General features: G+C 71.3%; 20 protein-coding genes. 10 read left to right on the top strand and 10 right to left on the bottom strand.

All coding sequences use genetic code 11. The features are described from left to right. Positions 1–460: 460 nt before the first annotated feature. From B1L11_RS15915 to lpdA, 4 genes are all read right to left on the bottom strand, one after another. Positions 461–1,306 (bottom strand): HD family hydrolase, encoded by an 846-nt coding sequence (locus tag B1L11_RS15915; RefSeq protein ID WP_179155169.1) that lies wholly within the window; start codon positions 1,304–1,306, stop codon positions 461–463. Positions 1,307–1,464: 158 nt separating this feature from the next. Continuing rightward, a complete protein-coding gene (locus B1L11_RS48345) occupies positions 1,465–1,998 on the bottom strand; it encodes a hypothetical protein (protein ID WP_218671153.1) in 534 nt (177 codons plus the stop codon). Continuing rightward, on the bottom strand, positions 1,998–2,645 hold the full coding sequence (locus B1L11_RS48340) for an FAD-dependent monooxygenase (protein WP_218671152.1): 648 nt from the start codon (positions 2,643–2,645) through the stop codon (positions 1,998–2,000). Before B1L11_RS48340 ends, B1L11_RS48345 begins: the two co-directional genes overlap by 1 nt. 102 nt (positions 2,646–2,747) lie before the next feature. Beyond that, positions 2,748–4,148, bottom strand: a complete 1,401-nt coding sequence (lpdA, locus tag B1L11_RS15905; protein ID WP_079315201.1) for a dihydrolipoyl dehydrogenase — start codon at positions 4,146–4,148, stop codon at positions 2,748–2,750. A gap of 139 nt (positions 4,149–4,287) precedes the next feature. Here lpdA and B1L11_RS15900 point away from each other — a divergent pair, with 139 nt between their 5' ends. After that, complete coding sequence (locus B1L11_RS15900; protein ID WP_079315200.1) at positions 4,288–4,686, top strand: SRPBCC family protein; 399 nt, start codon at positions 4,288–4,290, stop codon at positions 4,684–4,686. 14 nt (positions 4,687–4,700) lie between these two features. Here B1L11_RS15900 and B1L11_RS15895 read toward each other — a convergent pair whose 3' ends face one another. Together B1L11_RS15895 and B1L11_RS15890 are read right to left on the bottom strand one after the other, a co-directional pair. Beyond that, positions 4,701–4,922 carry a hypothetical protein gene (locus tag B1L11_RS15895; protein WP_079315199.1) on the bottom strand — a complete coding sequence of 74 codons (222 nt, stop codon included), beginning with the start codon at positions 4,920–4,922 and terminating at the stop codon, positions 4,701–4,703. Positions 4,923–4,926: 4 nt separating this feature from the next. After that, positions 4,927–5,850 carry a TIGR03620 family F420-dependent LLM class oxidoreductase gene (locus tag B1L11_RS15890; RefSeq protein WP_079315198.1) on the bottom strand — a complete coding sequence of 308 codons (924 nt, stop codon included), beginning with the start codon at positions 5,848–5,850 and terminating at the stop codon, positions 4,927–4,929. Positions 5,851–6,230: 380 nt separating this feature from the next. Between B1L11_RS15890 and B1L11_RS15885 the strand changes: the two genes are divergently transcribed. Next, positions 6,231–6,800 carry a hypothetical protein gene (locus B1L11_RS15885; RefSeq protein ID WP_079315197.1) on the top strand — a complete coding sequence of 190 codons (570 nt, stop codon included), beginning with the start codon at positions 6,231–6,233 and terminating at the stop codon, positions 6,798–6,800. Here B1L11_RS15885 and B1L11_RS46850 read toward each other — a convergent pair. Further along, complete coding sequence (locus B1L11_RS46850; protein ID WP_179155168.1) at positions 6,797–6,943, bottom strand: hypothetical protein; 147 nt, start codon at positions 6,941–6,943, stop codon at positions 6,797–6,799. The two genes, B1L11_RS15885 and B1L11_RS46850, sit on opposite strands and share 4 nt — an antisense overlap. On the opposite strand from B1L11_RS46850, the gene B1L11_RS15880 reads away from it, so the two are divergent. From B1L11_RS15880 to B1L11_RS15855, 6 genes are all read left to right on the top strand, one after another. Next, a complete protein-coding gene (locus B1L11_RS15880; protein WP_179155167.1) occupies positions 6,936–7,169 on the top strand; it encodes a nuclear transport factor 2 family protein in 234 nt (77 codons plus the stop codon). The two genes, B1L11_RS46850 and B1L11_RS15880, sit on opposite strands and share 8 nt — an antisense overlap. 196 nt (positions 7,170–7,365) lie before the next feature. Further along, the gene (locus B1L11_RS15875) at positions 7,366–7,836 is read left to right on the top strand and encodes a GAF domain-containing protein (RefSeq protein WP_079315195.1); all 471 of its coding nucleotides are present in this window, start codon (positions 7,366–7,368) and stop codon (positions 7,834–7,836) included. Between the two features lie 66 nt (positions 7,837–7,902). Further along, positions 7,903–8,631: a GAF and ANTAR domain-containing protein gene (locus B1L11_RS15870; RefSeq protein ID WP_079315194.1), complete on the top strand. Its 729-nt coding sequence runs from the start codon at positions 7,903–7,905 to the stop codon at positions 8,629–8,631. A 13-nt stretch (positions 8,632–8,644) separates the two neighbouring features. After that, positions 8,645–8,968, top strand: a complete 324-nt coding sequence (locus tag B1L11_RS15865) for an STAS domain-containing protein (protein WP_179155166.1) — start codon at positions 8,645–8,647, stop codon at positions 8,966–8,968. A 56-nt stretch (positions 8,969–9,024) separates the two neighbouring features. Further along, the gene (locus tag B1L11_RS15860) at positions 9,025–10,077 is read left to right on the top strand and encodes a quinone-dependent dihydroorotate dehydrogenase (RefSeq protein WP_079315192.1); all 1,053 of its coding nucleotides are present in this window, start codon (positions 9,025–9,027) and stop codon (positions 10,075–10,077) included. 29 nt (positions 10,078–10,106) lie between these two features. Beyond that, the gene (locus tag B1L11_RS15855) at positions 10,107–10,304 is read left to right on the top strand and encodes a heavy-metal-associated domain-containing protein (RefSeq protein WP_079315216.1); all 198 of its coding nucleotides are present in this window, start codon (positions 10,107–10,109) and stop codon (positions 10,302–10,304) included. Between the two features lie 107 nt (positions 10,305–10,411). On the opposite strand, the gene B1L11_RS50915 is transcribed toward B1L11_RS15855, so the two are convergent. Beyond that, positions 10,412–10,570, bottom strand: a complete 159-nt coding sequence (locus B1L11_RS50915) for a hypothetical protein (protein WP_256862582.1) — start codon at positions 10,568–10,570, stop codon at positions 10,412–10,414. 56 nt (positions 10,571–10,626) lie between these two features. After that, positions 10,627–10,812, bottom strand: coding sequence for a hypothetical protein (locus B1L11_RS50910; protein WP_256862581.1), 186 nt, complete (start codon positions 10,810–10,812; stop codon positions 10,627–10,629). Positions 10,813–11,064: 252 nt separating this feature from the next. Between B1L11_RS50910 and B1L11_RS15845 the strand changes: the two genes are divergently transcribed. Beyond that, positions 11,065–11,457: a hypothetical protein gene (locus B1L11_RS15845; RefSeq protein ID WP_079315191.1), complete on the top strand. Its 393-nt coding sequence runs from the start codon at positions 11,065–11,067 to the stop codon at positions 11,455–11,457. Here B1L11_RS15845 and B1L11_RS15840 read toward each other — a convergent pair. Beyond that, on the bottom strand, positions 11,423–12,286 hold the full coding sequence (locus B1L11_RS15840; RefSeq protein WP_143737301.1) for a pentapeptide repeat-containing protein: 864 nt from the start codon (positions 12,284–12,286) through the stop codon (positions 11,423–11,425). The two genes, B1L11_RS15845 and B1L11_RS15840, sit on opposite strands and share 35 nt — an antisense overlap. Positions 12,287–12,412: 126 nt before the next feature. Here B1L11_RS15840 and B1L11_RS15835 point away from each other — a divergent pair, with 126 nt between their 5' ends. Continuing rightward, positions 12,413–12,883, top strand: a complete 471-nt coding sequence (locus tag B1L11_RS15835) for a hypothetical protein (RefSeq protein WP_079315189.1) — start codon at positions 12,413–12,415, stop codon at positions 12,881–12,883. Position 12,884: the final 1 nt, after the last annotated feature.

Genomic DNA, 12,884 nt, shown 5'->3' with positions numbered 1-12,884 from the left:
CGGCGGGCGCTGGTATCCGGCCACCACCCGCTTCCCCGACCTCCACCTGCACGAGCAGCAGGGCGACGACCCCATCCTGTGGCTCGGGGTGGCCCGGCGGCTCGCCCGGCACCCCACCTACAGGTCCTCCTACTTCGTCCGCACCGAGGAACCGCTGCTCAACAGGGACAGGACGGGCACGCTCGACGCCGAGGGCCGGCTGCACCTGAGCGACGGCGACTCGGTGAAGATGCGGGTCAGCTTCTACTCCGACGGCTACACGCCGACCGCGAAGCGGCTCGTCTGCGCGACCGACGGCACCTTCCTGAAGATCGCGTCCGACGACTCCTACGACGTGGCGTCGCGATACGACACCGTGGAGTTCTGGTTGCGGCCCGAGATGCTGGGCTTCGACGCGCTCGCGCGGGTCGGGATCACGCTGGCCGCCGACACGCAGGCGGGCCCGATGCCCGGAGGCGACTCACTGACGACGAGCGCCGGGTTTCCTGTGGTCGTGCGGCGCTCGCGGTCGCGCCTCCTCACGCGGGTGTCGGCCAGCGCGGCCGGGGCCTTCCTCGTCGCCCTGCCCGCCGTGCTCGGGCCGGGCGCCGGCCTGCCCCTGAGGGTGCTGTGCGCCGTCTGCGGCGCGGCGCTGCTCGCCGTCGCGAACATCGTCATCTCCCACGCCAGGTGACACCCCACCGGAGAACAGGTGCGGGCGCCGAGCGAACTCCCGGCACAGCTCGTCGAACAACGGCAGCAGTGCCGGGCAGCTCATCCGTATCTTCCGCCGGGCCGTGATCTCGGTGTGCTTGTACGCCGCCCAGGTCGGGCGCAGCGGGTGGTGGTCGGCCAGCAGCACGTTGACGTGGGGGAGCAGCTTGTCCAGCGCGTAGACGAACCTGCTCTCCGGGTCGTGCTGCGCCTTGTAGCCGTACAGGTCCTCGACGAGCCAGGGGAACGTCCCGCCGAAGTCGCGGGTGATGATCTCCCGCGCCTCCTCCTCGCGCACGGCCTTCTTCTCGCGTTCCGCCGGGTCGGCGTAGACCGACACGTCCCCCGCGTGGACCTCCGGCAGGTCGTGGACCAGGGCGTACCTGGCGATCCTGCCCGGGTCCAGGGCCGGGTCGATCAGCGGGGCGAGGCAGACCGCGACCAGGCCCAGGGCGAAGGAGTGCTCCGCGTCGTTCTCGTGCCGGGTGACGTCCTGCGGCGCCACCGATGACCGTTCGATCACGTACGGCGGGAAGACCAGTTCGCGCATGAGGGCCATCAGAGTGTTCGCGCCGACCGGGGAGCCGGTGTTATTCGCGTCGTCCCTCGCCATCGGGCCGCCCTCGCATTGTTCGCCCGTACGCGGCCACGGCGTTTCGCGCACGGCCTGATTCCCAGCGTAGCCGACCATTCATCGACGCCGTGGGAAGTGTTTCCTCGTGAATAGCCGCGGGAGCCGAATATCTGTTCGGTAATCGGCATTTCCGCATTTCAGGCCGCATAGTCCTTGAGCGTTATCGAGGTGGCCGCCTTGGTGCTCATCTTGTCGAGCACGCGCATCAGCGGCCCGGCGGTGAGCACCCGGTAGGCCATATTGCGCCGCCGGATCGCGCCCCGCGTCGCCGGGGCGAGGAACGAGCCCGCGTTGCCCGCGACCCGCTGGCACGCCGTGGCGAACCCCCTGATCAGCCGTTCGTACTCAGGGAACGCGGCGCGGTGGTCGCCGCGGGCGGCGGCGATTTCGCCCGCGAGCACATACGCGGCCACGACGGCCATGCCCGCCCCCATGCCGCCGCAGGTGGCGCCGTAGCCGGCGTCGCCGAGCAGCGCGATCCGCCCACGGGTGTAGTGGTCCATGTGGACGAGACTGATCGAGTCGAAGTAGAAGTCGGACGCGTCCGGGACCGCCTCGAGCAGGCGGGGGACCTCCCAGCCCGCTCCCGCGTACTCGTCCAGGACGATCTTCTTCTGCTGCGCCACGTCGTGGTGGTCGAACTCCAGCCCCGGGGCCCGGAAGACGCACATCACCCCGGCGGTCGCCCCGTCCCTGGCGCCCGCGGCGCCACCCCGCGGCCGGGTTCGTTGTAGAGCAGCGTGTCGCGGCCGAGCCCCAGGTGGTCGGGTGCACTGAAGATCGCGACGTGGTGGCCGGACGGCCGCACGAACCGCGACTCCGGGCCGAAGGCGAGCCGCCGCACGTTCGAGTGCAGGCCGTCCGCGCCGATCACGAGGTCGAACGTCCGGGGCGCCCCGCGCTCGAAGGTCACCTCCACCCCGTCCGGGGTCTCGGTCATGGACGCGATGGAGTCGCCGAAGACGTACTCCACGTCGTCCCTGGTCCGGTCGTACAGCACGCGGGCGAGGTCGCCGCGCAGGATCTCCACCTCGCCGCCGGTGAACTCGGCGGGCAGCGCGACGACCTGGTCGCCGCGCCAGTCGACCACCCGCAGCGGGCCGGGATCGGTGCGCAGGCGGCGGATCTCGTCCAGGACGCCCATCCGCCGCAGCACGTTCATGTGCACCGCCCCACGGAAGTCGACCGCCTGGCCGCCCTCCCGCAGGGCGGGGGCCCGCTCGACCACGGTGGGGGCGAAGCCGTGCCTACGCAGCCAGTACGCGACGGCGGGCCCGGCGATGCTCGCGCCGGAGATCAGGACGGACGGGGTCTTCATGTGCGCTCCTCTGGGTCGGTGCCGCGCGGTGTCGCGGCCACGGGAAGAGCGTCGGCCCCGGCGCTGACGGCCCGCCCACCGCGCGCTGACCGCCCGCCACCGTCACATGTTGATCATGTGACCGGCCAGGCCGTGGATCGCCTCCTTCACCGCCTCGCCCAGGGTCGGGTGGGCGTGGACGTTGCGCGCCACCTCGTGCACGGTGAGGTCCCACTGCTGGGCCAGGGTCAGCTCGGGCAGCAGCTCGGTCACCTCGGGCCCGATGAGGTGGGCGCCGAGGATCTCGCCGTACTTCGCGTCGCTGATGACCTTGACGAACCCGCTCGGGTCGCCCAGGCCGTGCGCCTTGCCGTTGGCCGTGAACGGGAACTTGACCACCTTGACGTCGAAGCCCTGCTCGCGCGCCTGGGCCTCGGTGTAGCCGAAGCTCGCGATCTGCGGCTGGCAGTAGGTGGCCCGGGGGATCATCACGTAGTCGAGCTCCATCGTCTCCGCGTCCGCGATCGTCTCGGCGGCGATGATGCCCATCGACTCGGCGGCGTGGGCCAGCATGAGCTTCGCGGTGACGTCGCCGATGGCGAAGATGTGCGGCACGTTCGTGCGGCAGCGGCCGTCCACGGCGATCGCGCCCCGTTCGGTCAGCCGCACGCCGGTCTGCTCCAGGCCGTATCCCTCGACGCGCGGCTGGAAGCCGATGGCCTGCAGCACCTTGTCGGCCTCCAGCACGGAGGTCTCGCCGTTCCTGGAGACGGTGACCCGCACCTTCTCGCCGCTGTCGTCGATCGACTCGACGCGGGTGGAGGTCAGCACCTCGATGCCGAGCCGCCGGTAGCGCCGGGCCAGCTCCGCCGACACCTCCTGGTCCTCCAGCGGGACCATCCGGTCGAGAAACTCGACGATCGTGACCTTCACGCCGTAGTTGTGCAGCACGTACGCGAACTCGACGCCGATCGCGCCGGCGCCCGCGATGATCACGCTTCCCGGCAGCGTCTCGCTGAGGATCTGCTCCTCGTACGTCACCACGCGCTCGGACAGGGACGTCCCCGGCAGCAGGCGGGTCGTCGCCCCGGCCGCGATGATGCAGTGGTCGAACGTCACCGTGCGCACCGAGCCGTCCGCGCCGCGCACCTCCATGGCGTTCGGGCCGGTGAAGGTGCCGCGGCCGTCGTACTCGGTGATCCCGTTCTTCTTCATCAGGTAGTGGACGCCCTTGACGCGCCCGTCCGCGACCTGGCGGCTGCGGCGGAAGGCCGCGCCGTAGTCGAGCGTGATCGGGCCGTCCGTCTGGATACCGAACGTCTTGGTCTCGTTCGTCAGGATGTGGGCGAGTTCGGCGTTGCGCAGCAGGGCCTTGGAGGGGATGCAGCCGACATTGAGGCAGACACCACCCCAATAGCGCTCCTCGACGACCGCCGTGCTGAGCCCGAGCTGGGCCGAACGGACCGCGGCGGTGTAGCCGCCGGGCCCGGCGCCGAGGACCACGACATCGTAATGATCGGTCATGTCACCGGACCCTACGCCGCCGTGCGCATCCGCCCGGGGAGGGGGTGCCCGCTGCACGGCCTCGCGTGGCGAGACGGAGGATGGACCGGAGCGCGGCGGGTAGGGGCTCCCTCGTCGACAGAGGGAGGAGTGACGGACCATGACCGAGTTCGAGCGGTCTCGCAGGATGCCCGCGCCGGCCGACCAGGTGTTCCGCCAGGCGTGCGACGTCGGCAAACTCGATCTCTGGATGCCCCGTGAGCTGCACGTGCACGCCGAGGAGCCGCCCGCGGTCACCGTCCACGAGGACGAGACGGGCCAGGACGAACGCGCGCTGCTGCGGGCCGAGCAGGACCAACTGCGGATGGAGTGGGGTACCCGTGACGTGGACCGGTACGCCGGATGGCTTCAGGTCGCCGGCATCGATGACGACAGCAGCGACGTGACGGTCCACCTGTCCTTCTTCGACGAGCGGCACGCGCCCCCGGCCGAGGCGGTGGAGCGGGCACTGGACGACAGCCTCGAACGGCTGGCCGAGCAGGTGCGTCAGGCGGCCTGACCTCCCGGGGCGGCCTACTCGGCCTGCCCGTCGGGGTCCGGTCTGCCCGCGTCCTCCCCGTCGACGGACGGGGTCGGCGGCAGGGGCGGGGTGAACGCGGACGCCCGGGCGCCGGCCAGGCCGAGAACCTGGCGTATCCACGCCTCCAGGCCCGTCGGGTCCGGGGGCGCCAGAGGGTCCTGCCCGCCCTGTCCGCCCTGGTCAGCGCGTCCCCGCCCGGGAGTCGCCGCGGTCACGCCGTCACCCCAGGAGGGCGGGGGCGAGCAGCCGGAGGTGCTCGATCTGTGTGCCCACCGAGTCCGCGAGCGGCTGGACGCACACGTGGTCGGCACCCGCGTCGTGGTGGGCGCGTACCCGCTCGGCGATCGTCTCCGGCTCGCCCCAGGCCACGATCGCGTCGATGAGCCGGTCGCTGCCCCCGCCCGCGAAGTCGTCGTCGGAGAAGCCCAGTTCGCGCAGGTTGTTGGTGTAGTTGGGCAGGGAGAGGTACAGGGCGGCGTACTCGCGGGCGATGTCCCGTGCGCGGCCCGGGTCCGTCTCGACCACCACGGCCTGCTCCGGGGCGAGGACCGGGTCCGGGCCGAGGATCTCGCGGGCCTTCGCGGTGTGCTCGGGCGGCACGAAGTAGGTGTGCGCTCCCTGCGCGCGCCGCGCCGACAGTTCGAGCATCCGGCGCCGGAGCGCCGCGAGCACCCGGGGCGGCCTCTCCGCCTGCGGCACCTCGATCGAGGCCCGGTCCATCCCGTCGAGATAGTCCCGCATGTACTCCAGCGGCGCGGAGTAGTCGTGGCCGCGAGGGGTGACCAGCGGTTTGTGGCTGACGCCGAGGCCGAGCACGAACCGCTGGTCCCACGCCTCCGCGAGGGTCGCGGCGCCGTTGGCGGCGGCGACGGGGTCGCGGCCGTAGATGTTGGCGATGCCCGTGGCCACGTGCAGCCGCCCGGTGGCCGACAGCAACAGCGCGGCGTGCGTGAACGCCTCCCGCCCGGCCGGGGTCTCACCGATCCACAGCGCCGGGTATCCGAGCTCCTCGATCTCCGCCGCGGCCTTCCTGGCCCCTGCCGCCGGGATCGCCGCCAGAGAGGACAGCCACACTCCCGTACGGCCGAGGCGGCGCCTCAGTTCGGCCGGTTCCACGGTGGGTGGTTGCGTGCGCTCGGCCATCCGGACGCTCCTTGTCTGTCGTGAGATCGGGCGAAGGGGGCGGTTCGCCAGGGACGTCGCCCCCGCGGGGCCGGACGGCTGCGCCGGCGGGCGTCGCAGCCTCAGCATCGCATCGCACGCGCCGGTGACCTCGGCACCTCCCCGCGATCGGTTCGCGTGTCGGGGCGCACCGCCGCGCCCGTACGGCTTACTCCGATTTCCCCGAATCTGGCGGTTCATCCGCAGGCGTCGCTGATTCGCACCGAGGACGGCGAGAGGTCCGTGAGGCGGAACCCACGAAACGGCAAAGGCCTGTCCCGGATCTTCGCGTCCTGGCGGCGGGGCCGCCGTCGCCACGTGTCTCCTGGGAGCCGACTCGCTCACTTCCCAGGAGGCCGAACATGAGGAAACTGCTGTATGCCGGCGCGGTCGCGATCAGCCTGCTGGCCGCCGGATGCGGCGGTGCCGGCGACGACGCCAGCCGCGTCGCCAACGACCAGCTCAACGAGTCGCAGACGCCCGAGCCCTCCGAGCACCCCTCGGGGACGACGCCGTCCGCCACCGGATACTCCGCGTCGCCGACCTCTCCCGTCCAGGCGTCCCCCACGGGGCCCGCGCGCATCGACGCGGCGCCCACCTCGCTCGGCAGCGTGCTGGTCGGCGTGGAGGGCCGCACGGTGTACCTGTTCACGAAGGACAAGGGCGGCGCCTCCGCCTGCACCCAGGCGTGCGCCGCCGCGTGGCCGCCCGTGCTCACCGCCGGCGCGCCCCAGGCCGGTACGGGCGTGCACGCGAACCTGCTCGGGACGCTGCACCGGGAGGACGGCACCACGCAGGTGACCTACAACAAGCACCCGCTCTACTACTACGCGAAGGACCGGAAGGCGGGGGACGTGCTCGGCCAGGACCTGAAGGACTTCGGCGGCGAGTGGTACGCCGTCACCCCCGAGGGCAAGAAGGCCAAGCGCTAGGTCCGGAGCGCGGCCATGCTGTGCAGCAGCCGGGCGAGCAGGGCGGACAACTGCTCGCGCTCGTCCGGCGACAGCAGCGCCAGCAGCGACTCCAGCCCCCGCACGTACGCCGGGCGGGAGGCCGTCATCGGTTTCGTGGTCAAGGCCGCCATGCTCAGCCAGGGGACGCTCAAGCTGCACGTCCACCGCGTCCTCGCCGACGACGAGGCGGCCGTCGCGCTCGCGACGTACACCGCCACGCGGCCGGACCGTGAGGTGCCGCTGGAGAACAACCTCGCGCACGTCCTCACCATGCGCGACGGCAGGATCGCCGAGTCGTGGCTGCACAGCCGCGACGAGTACGAGGTCGACGCCTTCTGGGGCGAATAAACGTCGTTTCCCCACCCGTTCGCGATCCGCCTTCCCCCTGCGGGAGGGCGGATTTCTCATGTCCTCTCCAGCCCGGCCGGCCAACCCTGCCGGCAACCCTGGGGATCACCTGGCTACCACTGCTCGGAGCCCACTAGGCTTAGGGGCACTCCGCCCTGTGTCCGCGGCCGCTTGATCGTTTGAAAGTGGGCTCGCGATGACATCGGACGCGTCTGTTCTCGAGAACGTCCTCACCGGCATGGCCGACCTGTTCGGGGTCGACGGTGCCGCGTTGATGCTGCTCGACGGCCAGAACCGCCTCCGCGCGATCGGGGCGACCGACGACGACGGCGTACTGCTGGAGTCCGCCCAGGAGTCCGTGGGCGACGGTCCCGCCATCGAGAGCGCCGCCAGCGGCGGCCTCGTCGCGATTCCTGATCTGCACGCCGCGAGCCCCATGGGGTTCCCGCACGTGGCCGTCCACGCCCCGCCGGTCCGGGCCGTCCTCTCCGTACCGCTCATCGAGGACTGCGAGCTGATCGGGGTTCTGGACTTCTACGCCCGGGACGGGCGGGTCTGGGACCGCACGGAGGCGGAGGCGGGTTCCCGCCTCGGCGAGCTGATGGTCATCGTTCTTCAGGTCCTGGCAGAGAGCAGGACTGATCGGGCCCCCTCCGGGCAGTTGTGATGGCCGAATCGGCGCCTCTCCCCCAGGCCACGGCGGTGCGAGGTGAGGTTCACGAGAGGATACGGAATGACCCATATCGATCCTGAGGCTCTTGTCGCCAGCCTGCGACGCCTGCAGAAGGACAGGTCGGCGACCGGGATCGTGCACCACCTTGAGCGCATCGTCCAAGTGGTCGATCGGCTTTTCGGATACTCCGGCGCCGGCCTGATGTTCGCCGAGGAGGACCGCACGCTTCGCTACCTCTTCGCCACCGACGAGCGTGGCCGCAGCCTCGAGCGTGCTCAGGCGGTGACGGGCCAGGGCCCGTGTGTGGCGGCGTACGTGGGCGACACCGCGGTGACGACCGTCGACGTGCGGACCGATCGCCGGTGGCCGGCCCTGCGTGAACTGCTGCACCCCGAGGTGCGCGGGGTGGCGGGAGTGCCGATCCGGCTCGGCGGCGTGCCCGTGGGCACCCTGAACGTCTACCAGGACGCGCCGCACGAGTGGCAGGAGAGCGACACCCAGGCCCTCCACGCGTACGCCCACGTGATCGAGCAGGTTCTCGTGGCGTCGATGGAGGCGGACGAGAAGGCGGTGCTCGCCGACCAGCTCCAGTACGCCCTGGACTACCGCGTCGTGATCGAGCGGGCCATCGGCTATCTCATGGGCAAGCACGATCTGACGGCCTCGCAGGCGTTCACCGGACTGCGCAAGCAGGCCAGGGACAGCAGACGGAAGGTGTCCGAGCTCGCGGCCGAACTACTGGGCGAGCAGGGCCAGAGGAATGTTGCGAATCCAGACCACGTCGTCTGATACCGGCATCCGGATGGCCCTGAACGGCGACCTCGACGTGTCGGGGGTGCCGGAGCTCCATGCCTGTCTGCGGCAGGTGCTGGGGACCTACCGGCCCGGACACGTCGAGGCCGACCTGGCCGGAGTCGGCTTCCTCGACTGCGCGGGCGCGCGGAGCCTCCTGTGGGCCGACGCGCGCGTGCGGGAGTGGGGCGGCGACGTGACCTTCGTCCGCCCCTCCCGGCAGGTGCTGCGGCTGCTGCGGCTGCTGGGCTTCGACTCCGGGCTGTCCATCCGTACGGCGTCGCACGTGCCGCTGCCTCAGCCCACGGCCGAGGCCCGTCCCCGGCCCAACTGAGCGAACGTACGGCGGCGGGCCGAGGTGGGCCGTGACCGGGCGATAGTCTTGCCGTGATGTATCGACTCGTGTTCACGCAGGTCCTGAGCCGCCTCGACGCGGAGGCCGTCCACCACCTCACGATCAGGCTGCTCCGCCTGCTCGGGATGTTCCCGCCCCTCGTGCGGCTGCTGCACCGGCTGCTCGCGCCGAGGGCGGAGTCGCTGCGCGTCCAGGCGTTCGGCGTCCACTTCGCCTCGCCGTTCGGGCTCGCCGCGGGGTTCGACAAGGACGCCGGGTGCGCCGAGCCGCTGTCGGCGCTCGGGTTCGGGTACGTCGAGGTCGGCACGATCACCGCGCACGCCCAGCCCGGCAACCCCCGGCCGCGGCTGTTCCGCCTGCCCGAGAGCCGGGCGATCATCAACCGGATGGGCTTCAACAACGCCGGGGCGGCGGCCGCCGCCAAGCGGCTGCGCAGGGTGCGGCACATCCCGGCCGTGGTCGGCGTCAACATCGGCAAGACCAAGGTCGTGCCCGAGTCCGAGGCCGTGCGCGACTACGTGGACAGCGCCCGCAGGCTCGCGCCGCTCGCCGACTACCTCGTGGTCAACGTGAGCTCGCCCAACACCCCTGGCCTGCGCGACCTGCAGGCCGTGGACCGCCTGCGCCCGCTGCTTTCGGCGGTGAAGGAGGCGGCCGGGCGCACCCCGCTGCTCGTGAAGATCGCGCCGGACCTGGCGGACGAGGACGTGGACGCCGTGGCCGATCTCGCCGCAGAGCTCGGGCTGGCGGGCGTCATCGCCACCAACACCACGATCAGCCGTGAGGGCGTCGCGAGCACCGAGGCGGGCGGCCTGTCCGGCCGGCCGCTCAAGGCCCGCTCGCTGGAGGTGCTGCGCCGCCTGCGCCAGAAGGCCGGCGACCGGCTCACACTCGTCTCGGTCGGCGGCGTGGAGGACGTCGACGACGTCTGGGAGCGGCTGCTGGCCGGCGCCACCCTCGTGCAGGGATACACCGGCCTGATCTACGAGGGTCCCCTGTGGCCGTCCCGGATCAACCGTCAGCTCGCCCGCAGGCTGCGACGGCACGGCTACGGCTCGGTCCGCGAGGTCGTCGGCCGCACCGCATGAATCCCCTTCTCCCGGAAATGGAGAGCGCCATGAGCGTCAAGACGTACACCGTGCAGGGCATGACCTGCGGCCACTGCGTGAGCTCGGTCAAGGAGGAGGTCGGCGAGATCCCCGGCGTCACCGGCGTCGAGGTCGACCTCGGCAGCGGCCGTCTCGACGTCTCCGGCGACGTCGCCGACGACGCCGTGCGCAAGGCCGTCGAGGAGGCCGGCTACACCCTCGTGTGACCGTCGGCCGTGCCGCACCGGTCACGTGACGGACGGATGACGCCGCCGGGTCACGGGGTCCGGGCAGGACCCCGTGACATGCTGTAGCCGGCGTAGGTCGACATCCGTCACGCTGCGGTGAGGGACTCGGTGATCTTGCGGGCCATCTCGGCCATGGCGGGGCTGGGCTCGCCCTTCTGCGGCCGGGTGGCTGCTTCGACGGCGACGAGGACGGTGCGGCGGAAGTTGTCGGCCTCTGCCGGAGCCTGCTTCTCGAGCAGGCGCATGGATGCCGTCAGGGCCGGCAGCACCTGGTCGGCGAGTGCGGCCGTGGACCTGCCGTTCAGACCCTTGGGCGCTTGGCGAGCACGTGCCCGACCAGGCCGGTCGCGGAGGTCAGGGCGATGGAGCCCTCGGTGGCGATCTTGTGGGGCGAGCCGGCGGCACCGGCGGCGGTCATCAGCGAGACGGCGCCCCACGCGGCGGTCCGCAGGGTGAGCGTGTCCTGGTCGGTGAGGGTGACGGTCATGGTGGTGTGCTCCTTCGAAGCTGTTACGAAATCCGACTGAACGGACCGGTTGCGATTGCGGTCCTCTTGGCGCCCCGGGGTATCCGGATTGCTCAGGCCGGGTCGCCCGAGGGGACCTGGCCCGGGGCCGAGGCCGCGATCGCTGTTCCGTTCATGGAGACAACCATCGCCGACCGCACTGACACCGGGCCGTCGCCGTGCTGACGCGGCCGCTGACACGGCAGCGCATGGCCGGCGCTAAGGTGATCGGCCATGGGTGTCCTGGTCGACTACTTCACCGCCGATTCCGACAGGTCCGCCCGGCGTGCCCTGCCCGCCGGGCCTGGGGCGGTCGACCTGCCGTACGTGGACTGCAAGGGATGGCTCGACGAGCTCGACACGCTCGTCGCCGAGCTCAGCGGGCGCGACCTCAGCGAGTTCGGCGAAACGGAGACGGTCGTGGGGGGCGACGAGGGGCCGGCTCTGGAGCGCATGGCGTCCGAGACCGTCGAGGCGCTCGCGGCCGTGGACGACGCGCGGCTGGGCGAGTACGCCGAGGAGGAACTGTTCGACGAGTTCGAGGTCGAGCGGGTCACGGCCCTCCGGGACCTGGCCCGCACGGCCGTACGGCTCAACCAGGGGATGTATCGCTGGATGTGCCTCTGAACGCCTCGAACAGCTCCTCGCGGAGGGCGGGCGGCAGCCTGCGGCCCATGTCCAGCGGGCTCACCACCGCGTGGTCGTCGTTGTGCTCCACGGCATTGCCGGCGAGGAACTCCAGGCTGAAGCGGGCCTCCTTCCGGTGTTTCTCGTCCGGCCAGGTCTCCACCAGCGGTAGCACCGCCCGCACCCGGGCGGTCACGCGATCGAGGAGTGCATAGCCGGGCGGGCCGGGCCAGCGCTGCGCGTGCAGGTCGATGTGCTTGAAGGCGACGTAGTCCAGCTCGGCGGCGGTGAAGTCGTTGCCGGTGAACGCGTTGCGCTCCCTGCCCAGCACGGCCTGGTCCTTCATCGGACGGCCCCAGAAGTTGATCTCGCGAAGCCGCCCGGAGAAGACGCAGCCGACGAACTCGGCCTCCGTCGTGAACGTCTGCTGCCTCAGCCGGGACCGGTCGAACACGCACCTCTCGAACCGCACGTTGCCGAACGAGGTGAGCGGCGCGAAGCGCGTACGCCGGAACACGCAGTCGCGGAAGACCGACTGCGGCCAGCTGACGCGGTCCCACCTCCCTCCGGCGGCGGTGGCGCCCATCGACAGATGCTCGAAGGCCGCGCCGGAGAAGTCGCATCCCTCGAATTCGCCCGCACAAGAGCTGAAGTCGGCGAACCGCATATCGGAGAAGTCCACGTTCACCAGCCGTGCCCGGTCGAAGATCACGCTCGACACTCCGGCCGGCAGCTCGAACCGCTGGTCGCGCAGCTCACCGCGGGCGACCCACGCGTGCCGCCACTCTTCCGGGCTCGGCCGCAGGCTGAACCGCTCGGACGCGCTCACGCCGCCCACCCGCCGCGGCCATCGCATGGGAAAAGGCGGATCACGATCATGCGCTCCGAAAATACGAGATCATGCATGGGCGGAGTCTCGCAGCCCGCCCCGACAAAGCTAAGCGAGCGACCCCCCATGAGCGCCATCTACGACCAGGCCGACGGCGAGCGGATCGCCGTGGCCGACAGCGGTGATTCCGTGAGCATCATCAACCGCTCCGGGAGGATCGTCGTCGCCAAGAAGGACGTCCGCCGGCTGGCCGAGCGGATCCTGGCCGCGGCGGGCAGGATGGCCGTCGTCCTGTTCCCGCCGGCCCTGCGGAAGGACACGCTGTCGGTCTCCGGCCCGTCCGGGCGCTGGAAGGTCCGCGTCTCGCCGAAGAACGGCGCTCGCGTCCTCGTCGAGGTCGATCCGCAGGGTCTCGGGCCGGCCGAAGCGTACGAACTCGCCGCCGCCGTCGCGGTGGCCGGGCGCCACATCGGAGACGCCGCGCAGGCCGATCTCCGCCTGACCTCGAGGATCCGCGAGGTGATCGACACCTACCAGGGCCTCGACGCGGAGAAGATCGCGGCCGCCATCGTCGCCGAGGTCCTCGACGGAGCGTGAG

Source organism: Microbispora sp. GKU 823 (assembly GCF_002027145.1).
GTDB lineage: Bacteria > Actinomycetota > Actinomycetes > Streptosporangiales > Streptosporangiaceae > Microbispora > Microbispora siamensis.
This window is presented reverse-complemented; position numbering and strand designations above follow the sequence as displayed.

Bases quoted from the DNA above. Each gene is read 5' to 3' on its own strand.
- B1L11_RS50910 (WP_256862581.1), bottom strand. From the start codon at position 10,812: ATGACCGTCACCCTCACCGACCAGGACACGCTCACCCTGCGGACCGCC.
- B1L11_RS15865 (WP_179155166.1), top strand. From the start codon at position 8,645: ATGGCCCTGAACGGCGACCTCGACGTGTCGGGGGTGCCGGAGCTCCAT.
- B1L11_RS15890 (WP_079315198.1), bottom strand. From the start codon at position 5,850: ATGGCCGAGCGCACGCAACCACCCACCGTGGAACCGGCCGAACTGAGG.
- B1L11_RS15885 (WP_079315197.1), top strand. From the start codon at position 6,231: ATGAGGAAACTGCTGTATGCCGGCGCGGTCGCGATCAGCCTGCTGGCC.
- B1L11_RS48345 (WP_218671153.1), bottom strand. From the start codon at position 1,998: ATGTGCGTCTTCCGGGCCCCGGGGCTGGAGTTCGACCACCACGACGTG.
- B1L11_RS50915 (WP_256862582.1), bottom strand. From the start codon at position 10,570: ATGCGCCTGCTCGAGAAGCAGGCTCCGGCAGAGGCCGACAACTTCCGC.
- B1L11_RS15855 (WP_079315216.1), top strand. From the start codon at position 10,107: ATGAGCGTCAAGACGTACACCGTGCAGGGCATGACCTGCGGCCACTGC.
- B1L11_RS15845 (WP_079315191.1), top strand. From the start codon at position 11,065: ATGGGTGTCCTGGTCGACTACTTCACCGCCGATTCCGACAGGTCCGCC.
- B1L11_RS15835 (WP_079315189.1), top strand. From the start codon at position 12,413: ATGAGCGCCATCTACGACCAGGCCGACGGCGAGCGGATCGCCGTGGCC.
- B1L11_RS15900 (WP_079315200.1), top strand. From the start codon at position 4,288: ATGACCGAGTTCGAGCGGTCTCGCAGGATGCCCGCGCCGGCCGACCAG.
- B1L11_RS15870 (WP_079315194.1), top strand. From the start codon at position 7,903: ATGACCCATATCGATCCTGAGGCTCTTGTCGCCAGCCTGCGACGCCTG.
- B1L11_RS15875 (WP_079315195.1), top strand. From the start codon at position 7,366: ATGACATCGGACGCGTCTGTTCTCGAGAACGTCCTCACCGGCATGGCC.
- B1L11_RS48340 (WP_218671152.1), bottom strand. From the start codon at position 2,645: ATGAAGACCCCGTCCGTCCTGATCTCCGGCGCGAGCATCGCCGGGCCC.
- B1L11_RS15915 (WP_179155169.1), bottom strand. From the start codon at position 1,306: ATGGCGAGGGACGACGCGAATAACACCGGCTCCCCGGTCGGCGCGAAC.
- lpdA (WP_079315201.1), bottom strand. From the start codon at position 4,148: ATGACCGATCATTACGATGTCGTGGTCCTCGGCGCCGGGCCCGGCGGC.
- B1L11_RS15860 (WP_079315192.1), top strand. From the start codon at position 9,025: ATGTATCGACTCGTGTTCACGCAGGTCCTGAGCCGCCTCGACGCGGAG.